Origin of the sequence: Colwellia sp. MB3u-8 (assembly GCF_014076985.1) — a bacterium.
Taxonomy (GTDB): Bacteria; Pseudomonadota; Gammaproteobacteria; order Enterobacterales; family Alteromonadaceae; genus Cognaticolwellia.
On record NZ_JACGVA010000058.1, the window covers coordinates 319349 to 344264 of the forward strand.

A 24916-nucleotide genomic window follows, 5' to 3' on the forward strand; every position below is an offset into this window, starting at 1 on the left:
ACTACCACCCAAACAAAACATTCCTGTGTAATATCAGCATTAAACAACAGCCTTAGCACTTATACTTTAGGCATAAGATTGAACGAGCAAGCAAGACAGTTAAATCACTCCTTTAACATTTTATAGAGTAAGCTGAGGCAAAGTATGATCATAGAATAACCCCACCTACAAACACCTAAGTAAACTAGTAAGTTAAGCCTATTTTTCGCACAAGATAAAATAATATAATGTAAACTTATCATTACAGCGAAGACTTTTAACATGAAAATAGCTAACAAAAAACCTACAAGTAAATACATGGCTGGTGATATTAGACACTTAATCAACCAAGCCATACAAGATGAATTGCTTAACCTACCAAACACACTATCAGAAATTAAAGACCCTGTTCAAAGATTAAACTTTTTAACAAAGCTTATGCCTTTTGTATGCGCACCTATTAAACAAGTTGGCGTTATTACCGCACGTAGAGAAATAGGCGAAGATAATATATATTAACTTTAGTTCTTGGAGTGAATGACGATGCCAAAAGGCAATCATTACGGTAGGTCACAAACAAGGGCTTACACTAGCGAGTATCACCGTATATGTGCCAAGACATTTAAAAACCTATTAACTGTGCCATTGGGTAGCTACTCGCTTAATGCTGACTTTCTTAGTAATGAACATCAAAAATTCAAATTAACAGATTTAGAATGTGGTGTCCGTCTGATGACATTCATCATAAACGATAAGCCCCACAAAATAGCTTTAATACTCGATAAACGAAGCGCAAGTAAGAAGCTTTATGTCACTTGTCCATACTGCCAAAAGCAACGCCAGAGCCTATACGCGATTAAATACGCCTATGGTTGTAGGGTATGTATTGGCTTACATTACGCCAGCCAAAGCGAACGACCTCAAGAAAGGCTTATGAGACGAATTAGAAAGCTTAGAAAAGAGCTATGGGGTTATGATTGGCCTGATGTTAACAATATGTTTGAACAAGTCGCATACTGGCCTAAACCTAAATGGATGCGCTGGATTACCTTTGAAAAGAAACGAAATAAGATTATCGAATTAGAAAGTAAATACTGGCCGATGAGCGAAGCATATATGGAAAAAACTTTTGGTGGTTTTATGGTATGACAAAAACACGATGTACCAATAGAAGTACCAACAGCGTAATAATTTAAACACAGAGCACTTAAAACAAAGGGTCACATCGATCAATTCAAGTCAGGGAGGGCCACCATTTTTTATCTTAAATATCCTCGAATTTCAAAAACAAAAATCCCTTTTAAAAATTACGCCCCACTTATTCCGGTCCATCACTGGTCGATTTCAATATGATCATATCTACGATAGCAATTTAGTCAAATTACTTTTGTGATTGTAAATGCTTTCTAAAAAATTTTTAGTTTTACTGTCAGTAAAAGGCGTTTAGGATGTAATGAATATTCTCTTACAAAAGTTAATTTTTTTCAAAGAGATATGGCTACAATAACGAAGCTAAAAATTTTGTAAAGGGTACAATGTTTTGCTCTACACTAGCGGTTTCTAATGCCTGCATATACTCATCTCTTCGCTCAACTGGCACAACAGTCCATGAGTAGCCACCTGCGGCCATCATTAGGTTCATAATGAATCGTCCCATTCTGCCATTACCATCAAAGTACGGGTGAATATAAACAAAAATAAAGTGACCTAATAACACGCGAACGGCTGGGTTTTCTTCTTCCATTAATAAATCAAAAAGCGCAGGCATCATATCCCTAATCGCAGCTTTAGTTGGTGGTGTATGTTTGGACTTTCGAATGTAAACCGGCCCTGTTCGATAACCAGCTAAATCAGATTGTTTAATAATACCAGCAGCAACACTTGGGCCAAATAAGGCTAAATACCAATCAGCATGAGTCGCTTCTAATACTTCACCTGGATTATCACCACCTAACACCTTTTCAACAGCTAGCTTTACTTGTTGAAAAGCATCCCAATAGCCTTTTGCTGCCATTGCATCTAAATATTTTCTACTGTCATCAGCTTGTTCAGGGTTCCAGTCGCCTGATCGTACATGTTCAATTAACTCGTGCGTAACTCGATAGCCCTCAATAGATAGCGAGTGATAAGCATCAGTAACAAATTTATCTTCTACTTCAGCCAAGTAGTCTTGAACATTAATTTTAGCGACTGGCACATTAGGAAAATGTGCAATCACGTCTGTTCGCATACTGTGCCACATTAAACGCAGTCGATTAACGTTTGGCGAAACCTCACGGCGGCCAAAGGTTATGTGTGTTTCATCTTCAAATGGATCGACTTCTTTTACCTTGAAGTCCGCTGCATCCATGCCTTTAATGATGTTATTGGCAATTAAGTCTCTACCAATATTACGAAATGCTCCAGCTAAACGCCCTGCACTAGTAACATGGCCACCATCAAGCAATACACTTAGCACCTCTGAGGCATCTGTCACCATTGAAAGTAGCGTTCTCATTTGAATTGGCTTTTGTACAAAGGTGTCTTTAGTGCAATGCACTAAGCTTGCTGCCAAGTTATATATTCTCAAACCATCAATTATAGTTAACTGTGATTGATGTGGCATAGCAGAGCGAATATCGAATACCGAAGTGTTGTGAAGCAATACTGTTGGTTTATTTCGCCCTTTAGGAGAGCGTACTAATAACTGAGGCGGAACCGTTTTATCACCAATATGGATTTGGATTGATTGCTCCGGTGACAAGCACCAGTTCTGCTCAAGACGCTCATCTAAATACGCACCACAAAAATCCCAAAAAGACGTATACCAAGCGGTACTATCACCTTGTTGCTCATCGGGACTTGAATGTATATACCAACCTCGCATCACTTCTTTGATAAAGCCATGTTTAGTTAAGCGCTCTCTATCGGTGCGCTCAAGCATTTTCGATTGAACAGCAATAACACCACTATCTTGCAGTTGTTTTAATTGCTCTAGCGAATGTGCGAGCTTTTTTGATACTTGGTTCATGTTAACACCTTTAGCTTTTTCTGAGTTTTATAATTAGCTTTTAGTGTAATTTAATATTAGCTTTTAATGCAAATGCAATTTAGCTTTTAAAGTAAATTAGATAGTATTTACAGCCTAGTAATCTTTACCTATGCTTACTTAAAGTCCTTAAGTATCTATGATTATGCAGAACCCATTATCTTCACAAGCAAGTAAGTTGGACTCCCCATATTTCACTAGATAATGCCAGTGCAAGTAAAATAGGCATGAATAATCCCTGCGAAATGGCAACAGTAAGTATGCTTATAATTAAGGTCCGCTTTGCCCAGCATCAAGAGATACCGAGGTATAATCAATCCACGTGTGAAGATGGGTGCAATGGAAAATCATTTATTATTAATTTAAAAATCCCATTGAGTAAGTAAATTGTGAGTTTAGTAAGCCGTTTCGTTTCTTTAATTACCTCTGAGAAAAATAAAATAGTGTTGACGCGTCAACACTGCTCTTATGGTTATTTTTAGTTCTAAGAGCAAAAGTGTGTCTCTTAAAATCCCTGGCTAGCATGCATTTTCCTAGTTAAGTAACTAAATACTTAATAAAGCCTATATTGTTTTGACAAGGTGATTATCCCATTAAGTTTTCAAAATAAAAAATAGGATTATGCTGAATAAGTTAATAATGGAAGTTAATCTTAATAAAGTAGCAGTGATATTTAAAACAAATATCACTGCTATCGTTATTGCGCAGCCTATTTAAAACCTATAACTTTTAACTCCTTTTAGAGCTAAGCCTACAACATATCAAACGTTACTTTACCTGACATTTATTCACTTTCTATAATTTAATCTTAAGGTAATAGTGAGTCCATGAGAGGTTATGATTTTTGAAAAATAATGGGCAATAAGCCAAAGCGGTTGGTGCCCATTTCTTTAGTTAGGTCACGAATTAGTACATGGATACCAACCATTTTTGCCATCCCAGGTAACAGAGCCTATCTGAGCGTGAATATCATTCATTCGAGGCACCCCTACATAATTATCAACATATTTCATATAAACGTTAGCGATACGTATCTGTATCATGTTTTTATCAGGTGAAATAGCTTCAATAAATGCACTAAGTTGACCATAACTTTCCTCTGAACCAACTCCACTTTCTCTGTAAAAAGAGTTGTAGCCATTAAACTGATACTTTATTACTCCATCTTTGCATATTTTCTTACCAACATTATTCGGATTAGTTACGAATGCTAATGCATTCCTTTTATCCTCTAATTCCTGCTTTCTCTTCTGTTTAATTTCAATTGCTTCTAACCTGTTATGCTGACTCTCAGCTTTAGCGATCAACTTAGAGTAGCTGAACTTATGATTTTTAAACTTGTGTAAAAACAAACTCATTTCATCCTTATTCTCAATATTAAGCTTTTTAAACTCTTTTTTCTGTTGAGCAATAAAATATTCAGTTAAAGATTCATTTAACCTCTTAGCTTTCAATTTTGTATTTTCTATTTCTTTACTTATCGAGGTAGCGAACTGTTTCAACTCATCAAAATTAGTAAAATTAGTTTGAGTACTCAGTTTAGGATAATCTTTAATATCTAACCCTTGATTATACCTGCCAACAATTGCGTTATAATCATAAATAATCTTATCTAATTTACTTAAATTATTTGATAGTAAACCCATGATTTTTTCAAAAGACTCTGGATTGGCAAGCTTGGCTTTTGCAAAATCAAATGCTTGAACATAATTTTCATACTGAAATTCAACCAACATAAAAGTATGAATTGCGTTTGCAATTCCTAGCGTTTGAAGACCTTTTCCGACGTTGGATATTAGATCATATTTTCTCTCCATAAACTTGGCTTCGCTAGCTCGCGTACATGGCTTAATATCAGAATCATTACCTGATAAAGTTACCAAGTAACAGCGCTGAATATGAGTGTAATTCCATATTGGTTTTTTAGTCACTAAGTCAACCCAAGCGTCTTCACCTTGACGCGGACTAAAAGACAGTTCTGTAAATCTGTAGACTTCTCCTGTTCTTTCTAACTTTCCATAAAGCTTTTTTTGATAAGGTGATGTTTCACTAAACAAGGTTTTAAAGTGTGAATTGTCAGGTCTACCATCCCGACCGTTTGTACTTACACAACCAGACAAAGCAATAGCTATGACGAGGGGCAATCCAATTTTTTTCATGATTATTTCCATTATTAATTAATAAACAGCGGTAACTTACACTCCCAGTAACAACCGTAAAGTTGACTATAGTAAACTTATCTTTCAGCAAATAATTATCCATTAATTCAAGATAATTTAGATAGTTAAACAAGCTGAAAAAGTGTGAAAAAGTGTGAATTCGAATATTAATCAAACAGTTTATTGTTGATGAAAATTAATTTTCTTGAGCATTTAAGATTCGAAAAACAATAAATAGACTCCTGTTGTGATATTTAAAATAAATGGATTTTCGCTGTCGTTAGATATTTTCTACGCTCAGGGACGAAGAAAATATAGAGTTAACCCACCAAGAAAAAGAAGCTATAAAATGATTTTTAAAATCTGCTGCTAGCTTTTTTGATGCTAACACTATAAAAGCTGTGATTTAGGGAGAGCCTGTAGTCACTAATAATTATCTACGTAAGCTTATTAGTGACTTACGTCTTAAGTTTAGAGACAAAGTGCATGATTACTGAAGCAGATAATATCATTCGTACTTTTCTAAACTGCCTGTGCGACAGTGAACACACCTTGAGTTTCTCGTTAACTTGACCACTTCTGATCAATGCCAGAATTCGAATCAAGTAAGACATTTTATCTTTTGTAAGCAGTACCCACTAGTTGTCTTATTATTAGTTTTATTTGGGTGAGGGGGTCAATTAACGTTCAGTATCTGTGTTAATTTTTCTAGCACTAAATTAAGTAACAGCTTCTAAAAAAGGTAATTAAACCCTCTTCTCTAGCATCAACACACATTATTATCCGTAAACAGTGTGTTAATGCTTATTTTAAGAGATAATGCAGCACTGAACACTGGCAATTTTATGGCATTAATGATCATGATAAAGCGCTAATAAAAAGATATATGATGAAAAAACTGACCAAATTATTCGCACTATGTGCGTTAACCCTAAGCCTTTTTGTAGGTGCCAACGCGAGTGCGGTCACCTTTACTTTTACCGCTATACCCGATGCAGATGAGTCTCAGCTGAGAACCCGCTTTGAGCAGGTTGCCCTCTATTTATCCAAGCAACTTGGCGTTGAGGTAAAATATGTTCCCGTTAAGTCTTACTCAGCAGCGGTAACCGCCTTTAGAAATAATCAGGTGCAGCTTGCTTGGTTTGGTGGTTTATCTGGGGTACAAGCCAGACGATTAGTGCCAGGCTCGCAAGCGATTGCACAAGGTTATGAAGATCAGTTTTTTAAAAGCTACTTTATTGCCCACTACAGCACAGGCTTAGCACTGAGTGAGCGTTTTCCTGATATTACCAACAAAACCTTTACCTTTGGCTCAAAAGGTTCAACCTCAGGTCGATTGATGCCGCAATATTATATCGAGCAGCACTTAAAGCAAAAACCACAACAAGCCTTTAAACGGGTGGGGTTTTCGGGCGACCATAACCGTACTATTGTGCAAGTTCAATCAGGTACTTACCAAGTGGGTGCGGTAAATTATAAAGTGTGGGAAAGTGCCCTCGCCGCCGGTAAAATAGACACTAATAAAGTTAAGGTTATTTGGCAGAGCCCCACCTACCCTGATTACCAATGGACCATACGTGCTGATGTTGAAGCCAATTTTGGCGCCGGCTTTACTGACAAAGTGCAAGCTGCATTGCTCAATATGAATAGTCCTGAGCTGTTAAAAAGTTTTCCACGTTCTGCTTTTGTTAAAGCTCAAAACAAAGATTTTCAACCTGTGGAAGACGTGGCGAAACAAATAGGGCTTATCGATTAATGCTCACCCTTGCCAACCTAAACCTTCATTATGATAAAACTGTTAGCGCTAATTCCCGTAAAAAAACCGGTAAAAACAAGCACTCTACTCAGGTGATTTTTGATCTGAGCCTGACCATCAATGAAGGTGAGAAAGTTGCGATTATCGGTCCCTCTGGTGCGGGAAAATCTAGTCTGCTACACCATATTTATCAAGCGTTAACAGCTCGTGCGGCCCTGTGTTCACAGCGCCAGGGTTTAGTGGATAATCTCAGTATTTATCACAATATATTTATGGGTGCTTTAGCTCGACACCACTGGTTATACAACTTAGTCAACTTAATGAGACCTTTAAAGCAAGATTTACACAATATTGCAGCACTTTGTCAGCAGTTAGAATTAGACCAACCCTTAATAAAGAAAGTGGATCAACTCTCTGGTGGGCAAAGACAGCGAGTAGCCTTAGCCAGAGCTTTGTATCAACAACAAGATATTTTTATCGGCGATGAGCCTTTTTCAGCGCTAGATCCCTTAATGACATCAAGACTACTCAACACCGTATTAGCGCAGCACAACAGTGTCATTATGGTGATTCATGACAGAGCCTTAGCCATCAGTGCTTTTGACCGTGTTATCGCGTTAGATAAAGGTCGCTTGATACTCGATAGCCAACAGCAGAGTATCAACCAAGAGCAAATCACGGCGCTATATCAAACTAGCGCAAGCGCGTAAGTTGCTTTTATGTCGCAACCCAAGCAGCTGCAACCAATACCATCATTGAAAAATCCCCAGTATGCTTTAGGTTATTGGCAGAAAGTCACGTTATCAATCTGGCTTATTGCCCTGATTATTCTGCCTTTTGCTGATATAGAAATTGTGAATTTTGACCCTTTCCTCGAGTTAACTCGTATGGCAAATGGGTTAATCACCCCTGATTTTTTTGCCACTGAATACTTATTACAAGCCATAATGCAAACCGTTAACTTTGCCATTATCGGTGTCTGTTTAGGCTTAGTACTGGGTGCTCCCCTCGCACTAATATACCAACACCCGTTAATATCCAGCTGCTGTGCTTTTTTGCGGGCCATTCATGAAATTTTTTGGGCACTGCTATTTTTACAAGTTTTTGGGCTGTCTCCCCTGACCGGAATTTTGGCCATTAGCATCCCATTTGCCGCCACTTTTGCCCGCGTGTTTCACGATATCATCAATCAATCGTCAGATAGCCCTTTAGAAAGTATTGATAGCCGTGCCGATATGATTAGCCGTTTCACTTATGGTAAAATCGCCCAAGTTATACCGCAACTGATGAGTTACACGCGCTACCGTTTTGAATGTGCCCTGCGCAGTAGCGCCGTACTCGGCTTTATCGGTATGCCAACGCTAGGTTTTTACATGGAAACGGCTTTTAGACAGGGAAACTATAGCGAGGGAGCCGCGTTATTAATGATATTTATTGCTCTTATCGGCACCATTCGTTACTGGTGCCCACCTAAGTTACTCGGGGTTTATCTGGTGATTGCCTGTGTGACACTGATAGATATTCCTGACATCGATAGTAGCTTACTGGTACGTTTTATTAGCCATGATATTTTACCTCCCGCCATAGCAAACGCGGCGACATTGGCTGAGGTTCAATGGTCATCAGTCACAGCTTGGTTTAGCGCTTTGCTCTCAGAGCAAGCTCTTCCTGGGGCAATAGCCACCATTACCTTGGCACTACTAGCTTTGGCAGCCACTCACTTTGTTAGCTTAAGCGCCCATATGATGGCGAGTAAGCACCTATGGCCTGCGCCCCTAACTTGGCTCGGCCGATTGAGCTTATTAATGGGTCGTTCAGTGCCTGAATATATCTTAGCCTTTATCTTTTTAATGCTGCTTGGCCCATCAATGCTACCTGCTATTATTGCTTTAGCCATACATAATGGCTGTGTTATCGCTTACTTGGCGGTAAAACAAAGTAACGCTATTGCGCCCCAAGAAATGCAGATAAGTAAGCTAAATCAATTTAACTACCACATCATGCCAACTATCTATCCCAGTATGATGGCTTTGATGTTTTATCGTTTTGAGATCATAGTGCGAGAAACCGCCGTGTTTGGTATTTTAGGCATTATGACTTTAGGGTTTTATATCGACAGTAATTTCAGCGAAATACGCTATAGTAACGCACTCATTCTTATCACCTGTACAGCCCTGCTGAATGTCGCCATTGATATTATCTCTAGACGGCTGCTCAAATTTGAGCAAACCAGCCAAACAAGCTGCTAAGTATGGCTACTTTGCTAGTCAACTTTGGCAAAACCCTGCTTTTATTTGTTGGTGAGCAAGCTGCAAATAAAATCGCAGCACCATGAACTTGGTTAATGTTAAGCCTGTGCTTTTGTAAAATGAAAAGGCCGTTAGCCAGTAAATATTACATGAAAATGGCAACTTGAACATCTCATAACCGCATTTTTTGGCATAAAACGGCTTTTTTTTGCTATAAGACAGGTATATTAGCGCTTGGTAAGTTTAAAATAAATTATAGCTTAGGGAGATAAATCAAGGTAATAGCTTGATTAAGTTATTACCCCCACACTATTAAAGGCAGATTATTACAGGCACAAAAAAACACGCTCTTGCTGTTGGCAATGCGCGCTTTTATATCAACTTATGTGGCCTATTAAATAATTGAAAGTTCCACGGCAATATTGCCACGAGTCGCATTTGAATAAGGACATACTTGATGCGCTTTATCTACCATGGTTTGTGCTTGTGCTTTATCCATATCGCCTAATGATATTGCTAGCTTAACCGCGATACCAAAACCACCGTCAATAGCACCAATAGACACTGCTGAATTAATATAAGTCTCGTTGGGTAAACTGGTTTTTTCTTCACCCGCGACAAATTTAAGTGCGCCAATAAAACAAGCTGCATAGCCTGCAGCAAATAATTGCTCAGGGTTTGTACCTTGCCCGTCATCACCACCTAAACCTTTAGGTGTAGATAATGCAAGCTCTAAACGGCCATCGTCAGATTTTGCTATACCTTCACGACCACCGGTTGCTGTTGCTTTTGCTGTGTAAGCAATATTTTCTAATACGTTCATCATTAACTCCAAGTGACAATAATTTAAATTTAGTTTGCGTGCAAAACAATATAGTAAACAAATACTGATTGCAAATACTTTGTGTGCAAATTAAAGTGTGGCTTGAAATATCACTTAAAATATCACGTCAAGGAGTAACTTATCTCATTTGAACAATTAACGCTCAAAAATCAGCTGTGTCATCGTTTATATATGGCCTCAAACAGCATTGTTCGTGCTTATCGTGAGCCACTAATGAAGCTTAATATAACCTATCCACAATATGTGGTTATGATGGCATTATGGGAACAAGACAAAATAACCATAGCAGCGCTGGTAGAAAAAACCGTGATTGATGGTGGTGCCATGACACAAATTTTAAAGAAAATGGCTGACAAAGGCTTGTTAGAAATAATTAAAGACCAACACGACAAGCGCAAGCGTCTTGTTGAGCTAACTCAAGATGGCCAGGCCTTGAAAATAAAGGCGGTAAACATTCCTAATGAAATAAGCTGCAGGTTCAATAGTATCGACCGCATGCAAGCAAACCAGCTAATGCAATTACTCGATTTAGTGGTGAATGATCTAGCCGAAAAGTCCTAAACCAAGATCTTTAGCGCATGAGTTTTTAACGTAAACTAACACTAAATTAGCAAAACTAGATTGGCCATAACGTTAATATAATCGGCTCAAAAGTCAGCGTCACGATAAAGTTAAGCTTAATGCTGTCATCAATCAATCTGCTCATTATTAATGGATACAAACAATACAAGATGATAGTTAACTGAAAAAATTCGTATGTTCATAATAGCAAAAGCCTACAGATCAAGCTTTCAGTGCGGCTTGAAACTTAGTGTGGATAAGCTATATTAAAATGCAATATGCCTAATTTTCATTAAGTGCTTGAGGTTTGATAGCAATGAATCCCGACTATAATGTTGTAACTGTTGAAGCACTGATTACAGCTTATGATCCTATATTAGTCTTGCTATCCATCCTTATTGCTATCTTGTCATCATTCAGTGCTTTTGGTATGGTCGAGCGAAATATTTCCAGTCGCCAAAGCAGTCAAAAAATAGCTTGGAATTTATTCGCTGCTTCAGTGATGGCCATAGGTATTTGGGCCATGGGTTTTATTGGCATATTAGCATTAAAGCCTGCAATGCCAGTTAGCTATGATCTACCCACAATAATCTTGTCTGTGCTGCCGGTCATTTGTGCTTGTAGCATGGTTATGTGGTTGATAACACAGCAAGCCTTTAACTATTTGCGACTATTAGCCGCTGGATTGTTATTGGCTTCAGCTATCAGCCTGATGCACTATATAAACATAGCCGCCATCAGATCAAACACAGTGATGTTTCATAACGCGGGTTTAGTGTATCTTGCCAGCTTTATTGCGGTGGCATTGGCCATAGCGGCACTGAAAATACAGTCTCAAGCTATTCAGCAAAGCCAATACAAATTTATAACTAAAAAACACATAGTGAGTGCGGTAGTTATGGGCTTAGCTTTCTCTGCTATGCACTATAGCGCGATGAAAGCGCTGCAGTTTATTCCACAAACACCCGATAAAGTCATTGATGGTCTTGCTACAAACACCTTAGCCTTAATGGTCACTGTGATGATATTGCTACTATTACTCCCCGCGATTATCATTCCGTATTTTCTCCGATACAAGCAGCTAATTAATACAGTGAACGAAGATGCAGCACGTCTGCATGCCATGATGGATACATCACAAGATGCATTAATTCAGATGAATGCCAAAGGCGATATTGTTGGCTGGAGCGCTCAAGCACAAGGTATCTTGGGTTGGACAAATAAGCAAGCTGTAGGACAGGAACTGGCAAACCTGATTATTCCAGTACCATTGCGTGCTGCACATAAAAAGGGCTTGGAGCATTTTATGGTCACGGGTGAAGGGCCTATTCTCAATAAAATAATTGAGGTTGAAGCATTACATCAAGACGGACATAGTCTTCCGATAGAGTTAACTATTTCTTTTATTAAGCTCGCCGATGGCTTTGAATTTAATGCGCTTGTTCGAGATATCAGCCAACGTAAACAAGCCAAAAAAGCACTCATTATTGCCAACGAAAAACTGGCTTTTCAAAATCAAGAGATAGATAAACGAGCAAATGAACTCACTCTTGCCGCGAGTGTATTCACCCACGCCCTAGAAGGTATTGTTATTTCCGATGCTGAAAATATTGTTATCGATGTTAATAGTGCATTTGTTGACATTACCGGTTACTCCCGCGAGGAGGTCGTTGGCCAAGCCCCAGGTTTCTTCCAAACAGACCGTCATCCACCTGAGTTTTATAGCGCAATGTGGCAAGTCATTAAATCTTCTGGCCAGTGGGCTGGTGAAATATTAAGTCATCGCAAAAATGGTGAAAAATATGTTGCTGGCATCACCATCAGTGCCGTAAAAGATGCTGTCGGCAAAGTCAGCCATTATGTTGCCCTCTTTAGTGATATTACCCTGCAAAGAGTTCATCAATGTCAACTAGAAGAGATGGCCCATTTTGACGCCTTAACTAAGCTACCTAATCGTGCATTATTCGCTGATCGACTAAACCAAGCTATGCTGCAATGCCAACGCCATCATAACTCACTCGCGGTTATCTTTATGGATTTAGATGGTTTTAAAGATATCAATGATACCTATGGCCATGCGGTCGGTGATGAACTACTTATTATCATCTCTGGGCGTATGAGTGATACCTTACGTGAAGTGGACACACTTGCCCGTATCGGTGGTGATGAATTTGTCGCCGTATTAAATGATTTAGTTAACGCTGAAGATTACAAAATGGCATTAAAACGCTTACTTCTTGCCGCATCAAAGCCTATCACTGTTGACGATGTGGTATTAAAAGTATCCGTTAGTATAGGTGTTGCGATCTATCCTCAAGATGATGCCGATGCCGATATACTTCTCCGTCATGCCGACCAAGCCATGTATATGGCGAAAAAAGCAGGTAAAAATTGTTATCACTTGTTTGATAGCGCCCTCGATGACGCCGTTAACCTCAAACTAGAAAACATCAGTCATATCAGAACAGCACTTAATGAACATGAGTTCGTTTTGTATTATCAACCGAAAGTGAATATGCCTACAGGAGAAGTCGTGGGCGTTGAAGCATTGATCCGCTGGCAACACCCTGTCCGCGGCTTAGTGCCGCCACTAGATTTTTTACCGCTAATAGAAAATCACGCCATTAGCCTAGAGATAGGTGAATGGGTTATCGATACCGCGCTGAGCCAAATAAGCCAATGGAAAAATATCGGCATCACACTGCCTATTAGTGTCAACATCAGTGCTTATCAACTCCAACAAGCTGATTTTGTTAAACGCTTGGCGATATTATTAGCTGCACACTCTGATGTGTCGCCTCATTTGTTAGAATTAGAAGTATTAGAAACCAGTGCCTTTAGTGACATCAACTATATTATAACGACCATGAAAGCTTGTATTGACTTGGGTGTGCAGTTTGCCCTAGATGATTTTGGTACTGGATATTCCTCCCTAACGTACCTCAGACGCCTACCCGCCAACCTGATTAAAATAGACCAGAGTTTTATACGCGATATGCTCACTGACGCAGATGACTTAGCCATTGTTTTGGCTGTTGTTAGTTTGGCGAAAGCCTTCCAGCTTGAGGTGATTGCTGAAGGAGTAGAAACTGTTGAGCATGGTACGGCTTTATTACAACTGGGTTGTAAATTAGCACAAGGTTACGGCATAGCAAGGCCGATGCCCGCCAGTGACATTCCAACCTGGCTGAGCAGTTGGCAGCCTTATCAAGCTTGGCTACCCTAAATAATATGCTGCAACTATTATAAGTACAAGGCAGCCAGAAGTTGGTAAGTCATCTCAGGTCTACATAGGATTAATTTAACGCAAAATAATCAAAACGTGGCTCTCAATCGTCAAGATAATAAAATATGGTAAATGTGTAGTCTATAGTATTCTTATAACATCAAACAGCCACTTGCTATCACCTGATTAAGGCGTAAATTCCTGACGGTTTAGGCCATATTTTTTTAGCTTTGACGCCAATGTTGTCGGTTTTAAACCTAATAGCTGAGCAGCACCCTTCTCACCATAAATTTTACCTTGGCAATGTCTTAACGCATTAGCCAAGTTGGTTTTTTCAAGTGATTTTTGTTCTTCTACTCTCATCAACTGCGGAGCAACTTTAGGGTTAAATGATTCATGATTAAATACAGATTCATTAGCCAAAAATTCGAAGTTTATTTTATTACTTTTGGCTAAGATTATCTGACGTTCAATAATATTTTCCAGTTCTCTAATATTGCCGGGCCAAGGGTATTGGATTAAATACTGCATTTGCGAAACTGACACTTGTGGTTTAGGTCGATTAAAGTTTAAACACACTTTATCAATAAAATGTGTTACTAAAAGCGGAATATCATCGCTACGCTCTCGTAATGCCGGTGAATGAATAGGAAATACATTAAGCCTAAAATATAAGTCTTCTCTAAATTTATTCTGCTGGACTAAGGTCTTTAATTTTTGATTCGTGGCTGAAATAACTCTGACATCAACATGTCTGGTTTTCGACTCTCCTACCCGCTCAAACTGCTGCTCTTGTAATACCCGTAATAATTTCCCTTGCAGTTGTAAAGGAATTTCACCGACTTCATCTAAAAAAATAGTCGCGCCATCTGCCAGTTCAAAGCGTCCAACTCGGTCTGATATTGCGCCTGAAAAAGCGCCTTTTACATGACCAAAAAATTCACTTTCAAATAAGTCTGCCGGTATTGCCGCGCAATTAACTCTAATTAATGGCCGGGCTTTTCGTTCACTGACTTCATGAATCGCTCTAGCAATTAACTCTTTACCTGTACCTGATTCGCCAGTAATGATGACATTCGCATTAGTAGCTGCCACTAATTCTATTTGATTAACCATATGCTGCACCTGCATACTCTGACCAATGATCTGGTGATGATTAAAATCTGCATTTAATTCTTCAAGCAAATACGCATTATCCATTTCAAGACGCTCTTTTAGTGTATCTACCTCTTTTAAAGCGTTTAACAATTTAGCTTGAATAGACTTTCTTTGTGTTATGTCTCGAAAAATAACTACGGCGCCGATTAATAAACCATTTTCAGTTACTGGGGTACTTTTATATTCTACCGCCACTGGCATACCACTTTTTGACCAGAACACTTCGTCATCAACACTGTGTACTTCTCCATCTTTAAAAGCAGCATAAATCGGGCATTTGTAAGCGTGGTAATGCTCGCCATTGGCATGCGAATGATGAATCACGTCATGAATACTTTTCCCGACAAGTTCTGCTTTTTTCCAGCCTAATATTTGCTCGGCCGCTGCATTTACAAAGGTGGTATTCCCGTCAACATCTACGCCATATATGCCATCACCTACCGCACTGAGTAACAATTGATTTTGTCGCTCAATTTCTTCAAATACACTTTCGTTGGCATTCCAATGGACAATACCCGCTTTATATTTAGCTTGCGCTGTTGCTTGGTGGTAACGGGCATAAGTCACTTTGGCGCTTTGACAAGAGAACAAAAGCTTATTGTCTAAAGTGCTAGCGGTAATATCTAAATATATTTTTTCATTATTAATGGTAAGAAATAGATCGTTTGTCCACGCTTCGCCCTGCGCTAATATTTGTTGAGTAAAGTGAATTAACTTATCTAAACAGCCAGTAAAAAACTGCGTTACGCTAACCTTTGTTAACGTATTATTTTCTAGCTCAACGTCGCTTTCGATAGCAAATAATACTGCAGCTTTGTGGTTTAACTGCAAAATTTTATTATTAAAAGGATCAATATATAACAGTGCGTTAGGTGCATTTAAAAATAAGTTCGCTTGCATAAAATATTCCTGATGACTTATCAACTAACCCCACCATTCAATTTCTAAGCCAAGCAATGATATTTCGTGACAAACAGCACGAAATATCGTTTATCACGAAATATCGTTGCCTTGCACAGACCAGTAAAATAATTAATATCAATAAAAATCAGTAGTTTAATTAAGTGCGAGCTATTGGCATAGTTTTCGCAATTGTTAATGTCAGTAGATAACAAGGTTAGTCGTTTAATGGTTAAATCAACGCGTAATTTAAAGTGCTTGCACTGTATTGACAATAACGCACCAAGATTAAACAGCTAACTTAATAAAATAATATTTTTAATCTTAAGGAAGTCACATGAATAAGCTCGATGTAACTGAAGCAATATTTGCAATCAAAAATGAAAAAGAACTTAGTTGGCAGAATATTGCAGACGCTGTGGGTATGTCTATCGTTTGGACAACCTCCGCCTGTTTAGGAATGAACAGTTGGCCTGAAGTTGAAGCTGATAAAATAATTGAATTTTTAGCCTTACCTAAAAACACAAAGCAAGCCTTAATGGCCTACCCAACCAAAGAGTGGGATAAGTCAGTACCACAAGACCCATTAATTTATCGTATATACGAAGTGGTAGGCGTCTATGGCGATACCCTTAAAGAGGTTATTCAAGAAAAATTTGGTGACGGCATCATGAGTGCTATCGACTTCTCTATGGAAGTAGAAAAAGAAGAAAATCCAAAAGGCGATAGAGTCATTTTAACCTTGAATGGTAAATTTTTACCCTATAAATCATGGTGATCTTATTTGGTGCACCAAGCTAATTAAAGTTGTGCAACGCTGGCAAATAAAGCCAAAAAAATCAAGTCAAAAACTACATATTCATTAAAAATCAATGCGTTACATGACTGGCATTCAACTTGCTTTGTTAGGTAAACAGTAAAATGAATTAACCTTACTATTAAATAGAGATATAACAATGGCTTATATAGAACCCAGTGAATTTGTAACCAAGATGGTGGACGCAGGTGAACAGAAAGTTTACATGTCTACCAAAGATACTCTTATACGTGCTTTTATGGCTGGCGCTATTTTAGGCCTAGCTGCGATATTTGCGATTACGGTGGCAACTAAAACAGGTAGCCCTATTTTAGGCGCCTGTCTTTTCCCTGTTGGTTTTATCATGCTTTATTTGATGAAGTTTGATCTACTCACTGGTGTATTTACACTGGTACCATTAGCCTTATTAGACAAGCGTCCTGGTGTAACCTTTGGCGGTGTAATGCGTAACTGGGGCTTGGTCTTTCTAGGTAACTTTGGCGGAGCAATGACCACAGCCTTTTTAATGTCCTTTATTTTAACCTATGGTTATTCGGCTGACGGCGGTGCTATTGCAGCTAAAGTAGCAAGTATTGGTGAAGCAAGAACCGTAGGTTACCAAGAACATGGCTTAAGCGGCTGGATCACTATATTCTTCCGTGGCATGTTATGTAATTGGATGGTATCAATGGGTGTGGTTGGTGCGATGATCTCTACTTCTGCTGGTGCTAAAATGGCCGCCATGTGGATGCCCGTAATGTTGTTCTTCTTTATGGGGTTTGAACATTCAATTGTTAACATGTTCTTATTCCCATTCTCAATGATCATGGGGGGTGACTTTACTGTTTATGATTATTTGGTATGGAACGAAATTCCAACGGTATTAGGTAACCTTGTCGGTGGCTTATTATTAGTAGGTTTACCATTATACTTTACACATGTTAAAACATCGCCAAGCAGAAAAATTGCTTAATTCATTCTTTATCAATGGTTTATTCAAAGCATAAGCTTGTATGAGTCAATTAATAAATAACGAATACCCATTTGATTAAATAAGTGAACTACTTTTTCATGAGGAAAAATGGCTAAATACAAGCCATAAAATTTAGTCTGTAATTATGCTACTTATAAATTTTATAACGCCGTATTTTTCATTGTAATCATTAAAAATGATCAGGTAATTAATCAACTTGGAATAATATCAATGTAGATAAAAGACTTCGTAATTTAGGTTACTAAGTCTTTTTATTGCTTCAAACTTTACCGATTTAAGCTAATTTTAATCCATTGGAAACAAGTAATGAGTCAAGCATTAACTGTGAGTATTGGCGGCGCGACCAATAAAGGTCGAAAAAAAATCAATCAAGACTTTCTCGGCAGCATCATTCCTAAAGAACCCATGCTTAGCAGCAAAGGGATTGTATTTGCTATGGCTGATGGTATTAGCTCAAGTAACGTCAGCCAAATTGCCAGTGAAACAGCAATATCGAGTTTTTTAGAGGACTACTACTGTACCTCTGATTCATGGTCTGTTAAAAATTCTGCACAAAAAGTCATTAAATCGATTAATTCATGGCTTTATTCACAAACACGTAATAGCCCTTATCGTTTTGATAAAGACAAAGGCTACGTCTGCACCTTCAGTGCACTGATATTAAAGTCAAATACGGCCCATCTTTTTCATTCAGGTGATACACGAATTTATCGTTTATCAGGTCAACAATTAGAGCAATTAACCGAAGATCACCGCCGAGTTGTTTCCGTCGATGTTAGCTATTTAACCCGCGCTTTAGGGATTAACCAAACATTTGACATTGATTATCAAAGCCAGCTACTTGAGCAAGGCGATATCTATATTATTGCCACTGACGGCGTTTACGATTTTTTAAGTAATGCTCAAATCGCTAATAGCATTAACAATGCCCAGAGCTTAGATAATGCTGCTGATGCCATAATCTCACAAGCACTTGCCTTAGGAAGTGATGACAACCTCAGTGTTCAAATTGTCCGTATTGATAACGTGCCCAGCTATCAGCTTGATGAAGTGCATCAACTCACCTTATTGCCATTACCGCCAAGACTTTCACCCAGAATGCAGTTTGATGGTTATGAAATTATCCGCGAAATATATATTAGTAGCCGAAGCCATGTTTTTTTAGCTCGCGACAACGACACACAGCAAACCCTAGTGATAAAAACGCCATCCACTGAATTAAGAACCGACAAGCAATACCTTGAGCGTTTTATGCTAGAAGAATGGATAGCTAAACGCATTAACAATCCACATGTTGTTAAAGCGATTCTTCCGAAAAGAAAACGTCATTATTTATATTTAGTGACAGAATTTATTGATGGCATTTCGTTAAATCAATGGATGATAGACCATCCAAAACCAAGCTTAGAACAAGTTAGAAATATTATTGAGCAAACCGCAAAAGGCTTACAAGCTTTTCACCGCCAAGACATGATACATCAAGACTTACGCCCAGCTAATATCATGATCGACAATACTAAGACGGTAAAAATAATAGACTTTGGCTCAACCTTTATTGCCGGTGTTACCGATGCTGACAACGAAGAAATTATGCGCGGTACCATTCGTTATTCAGCCCCTGAATATTTTTTAGGACATTTAGGCACACAGGCATCTGACCTTTATTCGTTGGGCGTGATCACTTATCAAATGTTATCAGGTAAATTTCCATATGGTCGTGAAATAGCACAAGCGAACAGCGTATCAGCGCAACGTAAGCTCAACTATAAATCGATGATCAATGATAATACTGAATTACCCCTTTGGATTGACGATACACTTGAACGCGCCTTAAAAATTGCCCCCTTAAAACGCTACTCTGTGCTATCAGAGTTTATTCATGACTTGCGACAGCCGAATAAGTTATTTTTAGCAAAAACTAAGCCGCCGTTAATGCAGCGTGATCCTGTCATGTTTTGGCAATGGGTTAGTCTTATTCTATTGCTGATGTTGATTGTACAGGCACTTTAAAAGATATTGAGGCCTAAATGTGCCTGCACATTTAGGCTGGAAGATGAAAATAAAAAGCCCTTAGTCGCTATGAAGACAACTAAGGGCTTTAATAAACGGGTTAACTCTAGTCTTTATGACTCACTATAACTAAATTTAAAGTGACAAAATTTATTGCTTAAACATTTTTGATTGCTGCAGCGGTAATAGGTAAATCTCGCACTCTAACACCCGTTATTTGAAAAATAGCATTAGCTATCGCGGGTGCTATCGATACTACGCCAGGTTCGCCCAAGCCGACAGGAAACTCATCACTTTCAACAAATTCAATATCGAGCTCAGGTACGTCACTCATACGTAATGGTGAGTAGCTGTTTAAGTTGAGATTACTCACCTGGCCATTTTCTATCGGGCTTTGTTCATGTAAAGCTAAACTTGTGCCCCAGAGCATAGAGCCTTGAACTTGCGCTAATGCGCCATCAGGGTGAACAATAACACCAGCATCAACAATCATGGTGAGCTTTTTAACGGTTATTTTTCCTGAGCTAGGTTCTACATGAACCTGAGCAGCACAAGCCATCCAAGCTGGCATGGTACGTTCTTGTCCCGAACTTATCGCAACACCTATGCCTTCATTCTTAGCGAGTTTAACCTCTTTGGTTTTTTGCTTAAGAATGTTGAGTACATTCGCTAATCGCTTTGCGCCACCAACACTTTCTGGCGCTTTACCGGCTTGTTTACCTAAACCGTCAAGCATGGATAAACGAAAATCAATCGGATCAGTTTTGCTTTGATGGGCAATTTCATCAATAAATGATTCTAGTCCCCAAACAATCCAACCCTGCCCAACAGATCTTAACCAACCCGGCAGTATGGTTTCTTGTGCTAGGCTATTATTGACCACGCGCACACGATGATTGTCCATGCTGTACCAGTGATCGGCACCACTGGTAGAAAACATATCAACACGCGTTTTTTTATCTAAGCTTTCAGGCATAAATCCTGGTGCCATGGCTAAGGTTGGCCAACCGGCAGCCAGTGCATGCTCCATACCGGTAAATTTATTTTCCTGATCAAACACCGCTCGAAACGAGACGACAGACGGCGATCTGGGTTGATCAAATCTAGAGTCATCTTCACGAGTAAATACCATTTTTACTGGCTTGCCAATTGCTTTAGCGGTTAATACCGCAGGTATCGCATAATCGCCAAATAAACGACGACCAAAACCACCACCAAGATATTGCTGATGCATAACAACTTTGTCATCCGTTACTTGCAGCGCTTTAGCAATGGCTGGCAAAGTTAATGACTGCCATTGATTACCGGTATAAACATGCCAAAGACCATTTTTTTCTTCTACGGTGGCGTTAACCGGCTCTAAAGCGAAGTGTAAAACGGTGTGCGTGCGATAAACCGCATCAATCGCTTTATCGGCTTTAGTGCTTGCCGCTGAGAAATCGCCCTCATCAATAAACAATCCGCCTTCGCTCTTATCGGCAACTAAGCGCTCTCCTTCTTGGAGAATATCTTGCTCACTGACCTTAGCTGTTTTACCCACTTGATAGCTAACCTTTAAGGCATCAGCCGCTTGAATTGCGCCATAATAAGTATCAGCCGCGACACTAACCCAACCTTGAAGGTGGTCACTCGGGTCTTGCAAGAGATAATAACCCAAATAACCTTTGATTTTCTGGGCGGCACTGTCGTCAACATTCGTGACTTTACTGCCATATCGGGTCGGTGGAATAATCGGGCGAGCATAGACCATACCGGCCAACTCTATATCAATACCATAAACGGCTGAGCCATTAGTTTTAGCGGGAATATCAAGCGCTAAGGCCGGTTTTCCTACTAAGGTTCTTTTACTTGCAGGTTTTAACGGTAAAGCGCTAATCTCTTCTGGTGTAAAGGCACGATTAAAATGGCCTTTGGCAACAATGTCACCAAAACTAATTGAGCGATCTTGATAAAGTACCGCGCCATTTTCTACGCTACATTGCTCTGCAGGGCAATTTAAGATTTTCGCTGCCGCTTCTATTAAGGCTATACGCCCTGCAGCACCCGCTTGAGACATGGGCTTAAATGTTTGAAAAACTGACCATGAACCACCCGTGACCATATAACCCCATTTAGGATCGGTGTCGACATGCGTGATGGAGACTTTAGACCAATCAGCCCCTAGTTCATCAGCAACAACCCGTGCTAGTGCAGTGCCAATATGTTGGCCCATTTCTGCCTTAGCAATATTAATGTTCACTTCACCTAATGGGTTGATTTCAAACCAAACCGTTGGGGAAAATAATTTATTTTTCAATGTTTCTTGAGGACTGTCACCTAAGCCTACTGCGCCAACTAAGGGGGCAAAAGCCATTAACAGCGAACCACTGACCGAACCAACTAAAAATCGACGGCGTGATAAGCTGACATTATTTTTTGCATCTTTAATATTTTTCATTGCCATACGCCTTTATGATTGTTGCGTTGAAGAGCTAGGATCAAAAGTTTGCACATCGGCTGACATCACACCTGCCGCATTTTTAATCGCACTTTTAATGCGTACATAAGCCATACAGCGACATAAATTTCCACTCATGTGATCAACAATTTCTTGGTCACTCGGTGACGAATTACTGGCTAATAAAGTAGCCGCTTGCATAATTTGTCCCGACTGGCAGTAGCCACATTGCGGCACCTGTTCATCAATCCAGGTTTGTTGTAATGGATGTTTGTTTTCTAAACCTTCAATCGTGGTGATATTTTTATTTTCTGCTGCTATTAACGGAAAAGAGCATGTTCTAACTGGCGCACCGTCAATATGCACGGTACAAGCACCACACAGACCAATACCACAACCAAACTTTGTGCCTTTAAAACCAAATTCATCACGGATAACCCATAATAATGGTGTGTTTACATCAGCAGCAGAGGAAACCTTGTTCCCATTTAACTTGAATACAATCATAGCTTTCTCTCCCAAAATTGAGTTGAAACATTAACAACTCATCAATCTATTAAGTACGCCACTTATGACAGTGGCTAATTATTTATCTAAACGCGCTTGGCACTCACTGAGATTAATAAAGCGATGTTTTCAAGGAACTACTCTCTCGAAAAAAAACCGCTAGGCCAAACAATGCACCGTTAACATGGCAGCTTATATCTTTCGATATTCATCATTTTTTTGAGGTCAAGAGCCTAATAAAGCCAACGATTAACATCGCATTAATAACGTACTAATAATGCAATAACAATGCACTAACAAGGCCGTTTTTATCATGCACTTTATAACGCTAAGTTTAACACTTTCTATTAATGGCTTTTTATTAAACGGCTAAAGCTAGGCATAATCGTAGGTGCCACCCGATTTTAAGGCTTTTTGATACGCTGATCGAACCTGAAAACGTTTAACGTAGGCAATAATGTTTGGATAATCTTGGTCAACTGTCTTTCTTGCCGCCCATGCTTCTAAAGGAAAACTCATTTGAATATCAGCGCCTGATAGCTGATCGCCAGCAAACCATTCATTATCAGTTAAATGGCGCTCAATTAACGCTAAATTAGCCGTAATATTGGGCCCAACATAGCCCGCCATGACTTTTTTCATAATAGCTTTAGCTATGTATTTAACAAAAAATGGCTTCGATCTTTGCACTGCCTTTTCTAAAATGAGTTTCAACAATAATTGCTGCATCATAGTACCTTCGGCAAAATGTAACCAGTATAAATACTGGCGATGCGCTTCAGTTTTAGTCTCAGGGATGAAATTTCCCTCACCATAAGTTTGCGCTAGATATTCAATAATCGCTCCAGATTCTGCAACAGTAATGTCACCATCGGTAATCACTGGAGATTTACCCAAAGGATGTATTTTTTTAAGGCTAGCAGGCGCTAGATTAGTCTTGAGATCACGTTGATATTGTTTTACTTCATAAGGTACGCCAAGCTCTTCCAAAGCCCAAAGCACCCGTTGAGACCGAGAATTATTTAAGTGATGTACAACAAGCATAGTTTTCTCCAATAAGATAAAATATCAACTAAGCTATTGCCATTCGATTACCATTCAATTGCCAGAGTTAAGCATTGACCTTGGCAATCTTTTTTATGGCCACAACTTAGGGCACAATAGTGCAAGTGTGTGTTATTTTAGTATCTTTATTGTCTACTGTCGCATAGCATTGAACCCTATAACTATACTATCGGACTATTTTCATGCTTTGGACTTCCAGTGTGGTATTACATCATGATATCGAGCAACACCACCATAACCTGCATGAGTTTGTTGTCTGTTTACAAGGCAGTGTAAACATTAGCATTAAGGACGAGGTGCATCACTTTTCAGCTGGACACTCTATTTTTATCCCCGCTAAATATCCACATACCATTGCTATTGATAAGCACAAGGCGACCAAGTTACTCTTTGTCTGCATTAATCCACCGTCATTTGATACTTTATCAAACCCGACTAACCGGCTGTTTTTAAATACGCTATCTGAAGGTGGCTTTTTAATCAACAATAACCCACTTAATACCGATGACAGCACTGAGGAAATGCAAAAAATTGCCCACGAAATCCAAGCATCTCCTGATTCCAGCTCGCTATTGCATGCCAGTTTAAAAGAGAATTTATACTTGCGGTTATTACTTATTCATATGAGTAGTGTCGGTTATGAACAGAAAACAAGTGCGCAATCATCGCTGCGAATGACTAAAGCTCAGCATTGGATTCATGACAACTATGCCATGGATATCACGCTGGAAATGGTGGCAAATCAAGTTAACATCTCGAGAAGTCATTTTGCGCGTCAATTTCGTCAGCACACAGGATTCAGTGTCATTGAATATCTCCTCAAGGTGCGCTGCGATGCTGTGGCTAAATTACTTGCCAGCTCAGACACAGATATAACAGCAGTAGCATTCGCGACAGGCTTTAGTAATTTAAGCCATTTATATCGACACTTTAAACGCCGCTATGGCATAACGCCTGGCGCTTTTCGGCAGATGATTAAAAATCAAGGAAGCACACTAACAAAGTCACCTAATGAAGAAATGCGAAAAATTTAAACTAAATTTAGTGACCAATACATGCTCGGCCTTAAGGCTATCTAGGTGCTATGAAGCTGCTATTTAACTTTAATGTAACTGCAACCTAGCTTTGACTTTAGATCATCAGGTTAAATGAAATTTAACCGCCATAGGTACAAAAAATTAGTGACAAAAACACCCCGCTGCTGATGTTTTTTTGGCCCATCATATGAATGGCCCGCTGAACGGTTT

At 39.1% G+C, this 24916-nt stretch carries 18 protein-coding genes; 11 read left to right on the forward strand and 7 right to left on the reverse strand.

Going from position 1 to position 24916, the window contains the following annotated elements; all coding sequences use genetic code 11:
- The first annotated feature begins 261 nt into the window (after window positions 1-261).
- Complete coding sequence (locus tag H4J54_RS06180) at window positions 262-498, forward strand: hypothetical protein (protein ID WP_182190030.1); 237 nt, start codon at window positions 262-264, stop codon at window positions 496-498.
- Window positions 499-516: 18 nt separating this feature from the next.
- Window positions 517-1128 carry a hypothetical protein gene (locus H4J54_RS06185; RefSeq protein WP_259367121.1) on the forward strand — a complete coding sequence of 204 codons (612 nt, stop codon included), beginning with the start codon at window positions 517-519 and terminating at the stop codon, window positions 1126-1128.
- Between the two features lie 349 nt (window positions 1129-1477).
- Here H4J54_RS06185 and H4J54_RS06190 read toward each other — a convergent pair whose 3' ends face one another.
- Complete coding sequence (locus H4J54_RS06190; protein WP_182190031.1) at window positions 1478-2989, reverse strand: Fic family protein; 1512 nt, start codon at window positions 2987-2989, stop codon at window positions 1478-1480.
- Between the two features lie 917 nt (window positions 2990-3906).
- Window positions 3907-5166, reverse strand: coding sequence for a hypothetical protein (locus H4J54_RS06195; RefSeq protein WP_182190032.1), 1260 nt, complete (start codon window positions 5164-5166; stop codon window positions 3907-3909).
- Window positions 5167-6055: 889 nt separating this feature from the next.
- Between H4J54_RS06195 and H4J54_RS06200 the strand changes: the two genes are divergently transcribed.
- The 3 genes from H4J54_RS06200 to H4J54_RS06210 are packed head-to-tail and all read left to right on the forward strand — an operon-like array spanning window position 6056 to window position 9171.
- Window positions 6056-6922: a putative selenate ABC transporter substrate-binding protein gene (locus H4J54_RS06200; protein ID WP_182190033.1), complete on the forward strand. Its 867-nt coding sequence runs from the start codon at window positions 6056-6058 to the stop codon at window positions 6920-6922.
- Window positions 6922-7632, forward strand: a complete 711-nt coding sequence (locus H4J54_RS06205) for an ATP-binding cassette domain-containing protein (RefSeq protein ID WP_182190034.1) — start codon at window positions 6922-6924, stop codon at window positions 7630-7632. Before H4J54_RS06200 ends, H4J54_RS06205 begins: the two co-directional genes overlap by 1 nt.
- Window positions 7633-7641: 9 nt before the next feature.
- On the forward strand, window positions 7642-9171 hold the full coding sequence (locus H4J54_RS06210) for an ABC transporter permease (protein ID WP_182190035.1): 1530 nt from the start codon (window positions 7642-7644) through the stop codon (window positions 9169-9171).
- 394 nt (window positions 9172-9565) lie between these two features.
- Here H4J54_RS06210 and H4J54_RS06215 read toward each other — a convergent pair whose 3' ends face one another.
- Window positions 9566-9994: an organic hydroperoxide resistance protein gene (locus H4J54_RS06215; RefSeq protein WP_182190144.1), complete on the reverse strand. Its 429-nt coding sequence runs from the start codon at window positions 9992-9994 to the stop codon at window positions 9566-9568.
- 141 nt (window positions 9995-10135) lie between these two features.
- Here H4J54_RS06215 and H4J54_RS06220 point away from each other — a divergent pair, with 141 nt between their 5' ends.
- Both H4J54_RS06220 and H4J54_RS06225 read left to right on the forward strand, forming a co-directional pair.
- Window positions 10136-10576, forward strand: coding sequence for a MarR family winged helix-turn-helix transcriptional regulator (locus H4J54_RS06220; RefSeq protein WP_182190145.1), 441 nt, complete (start codon window positions 10136-10138; stop codon window positions 10574-10576).
- Window positions 10577-10892: 316 nt separating this feature from the next.
- Window positions 10893-13802: an EAL domain-containing protein gene (locus tag H4J54_RS06225; protein WP_182190036.1), complete on the forward strand. Its 2910-nt coding sequence runs from the start codon at window positions 10893-10895 to the stop codon at window positions 13800-13802.
- A gap of 186 nt (window positions 13803-13988) precedes the next feature.
- Here the strand turns inward: H4J54_RS06225 and H4J54_RS06230 are convergent, their stop codons facing one another.
- Window positions 13989-15860, reverse strand: coding sequence for a sigma-54-dependent Fis family transcriptional regulator (locus H4J54_RS06230; protein WP_182190037.1), 1872 nt, complete (start codon window positions 15858-15860; stop codon window positions 13989-13991).
- Between the two features lie 337 nt (window positions 15861-16197).
- On the opposite strand from H4J54_RS06230, the gene cynS reads away from it, so the two are divergent.
- From cynS to H4J54_RS06245, 3 genes are all read left to right on the forward strand, one after another.
- The gene (gene cynS, locus H4J54_RS06235) at window positions 16198-16638 is read left to right on the forward strand and encodes a cyanase (protein WP_182190038.1); all 441 of its coding nucleotides are present in this window, start codon (window positions 16198-16200) and stop codon (window positions 16636-16638) included.
- Window positions 16639-16816: 178 nt separating this feature from the next.
- Entirely contained in the window at window positions 16817-17629 is an 813-nt protein-coding gene (locus H4J54_RS06240) for a formate/nitrite transporter family protein (protein ID WP_182190039.1), read from the forward strand.
- 327 nt (window positions 17630-17956) lie between these two features.
- Window positions 17957-19660 (forward strand): bifunctional protein-serine/threonine kinase/phosphatase, encoded by a 1704-nt coding sequence (locus H4J54_RS06245; protein WP_182190040.1) that lies wholly within the window; start codon window positions 17957-17959, stop codon window positions 19658-19660.
- 157 nt (window positions 19661-19817) lie between these two features.
- Here H4J54_RS06245 and H4J54_RS06250 read toward each other — a convergent pair whose 3' ends face one another.
- The 3 genes from H4J54_RS06250 to H4J54_RS06260 all read right to left on the reverse strand — a co-directional run bounded on the left by H4J54_RS06250 (window position 19818) and on the right by H4J54_RS06260 (window position 23648).
- Window positions 19818-22103: a xanthine dehydrogenase family protein molybdopterin-binding subunit gene (locus H4J54_RS06250; RefSeq protein WP_182190041.1), complete on the reverse strand. Its 2286-nt coding sequence runs from the start codon at window positions 22101-22103 to the stop codon at window positions 19818-19820.
- A gap of 6 nt (window positions 22104-22109) precedes the next feature.
- The gene (locus H4J54_RS06255; RefSeq protein WP_182136001.1) at window positions 22110-22604 is read right to left on the reverse strand and encodes a (2Fe-2S)-binding protein; all 495 of its coding nucleotides are present in this window, start codon (window positions 22602-22604) and stop codon (window positions 22110-22112) included.
- A gap of 375 nt (window positions 22605-22979) precedes the next feature.
- Window positions 22980-23648, reverse strand: a complete 669-nt coding sequence (locus H4J54_RS06260) for a glutathione S-transferase family protein (RefSeq protein ID WP_182190042.1) — start codon at window positions 23646-23648, stop codon at window positions 22980-22982.
- Window positions 23649-23851: 203 nt separating this feature from the next.
- Between H4J54_RS06260 and H4J54_RS06265 the strand changes: the two genes are divergently transcribed.
- The gene (locus tag H4J54_RS06265; RefSeq protein ID WP_182190043.1) at window positions 23852-24703 is read left to right on the forward strand and encodes an AraC family transcriptional regulator; all 852 of its coding nucleotides are present in this window, start codon (window positions 23852-23854) and stop codon (window positions 24701-24703) included.
- Window positions 24704-24916: the final 213 nt, after the last annotated feature.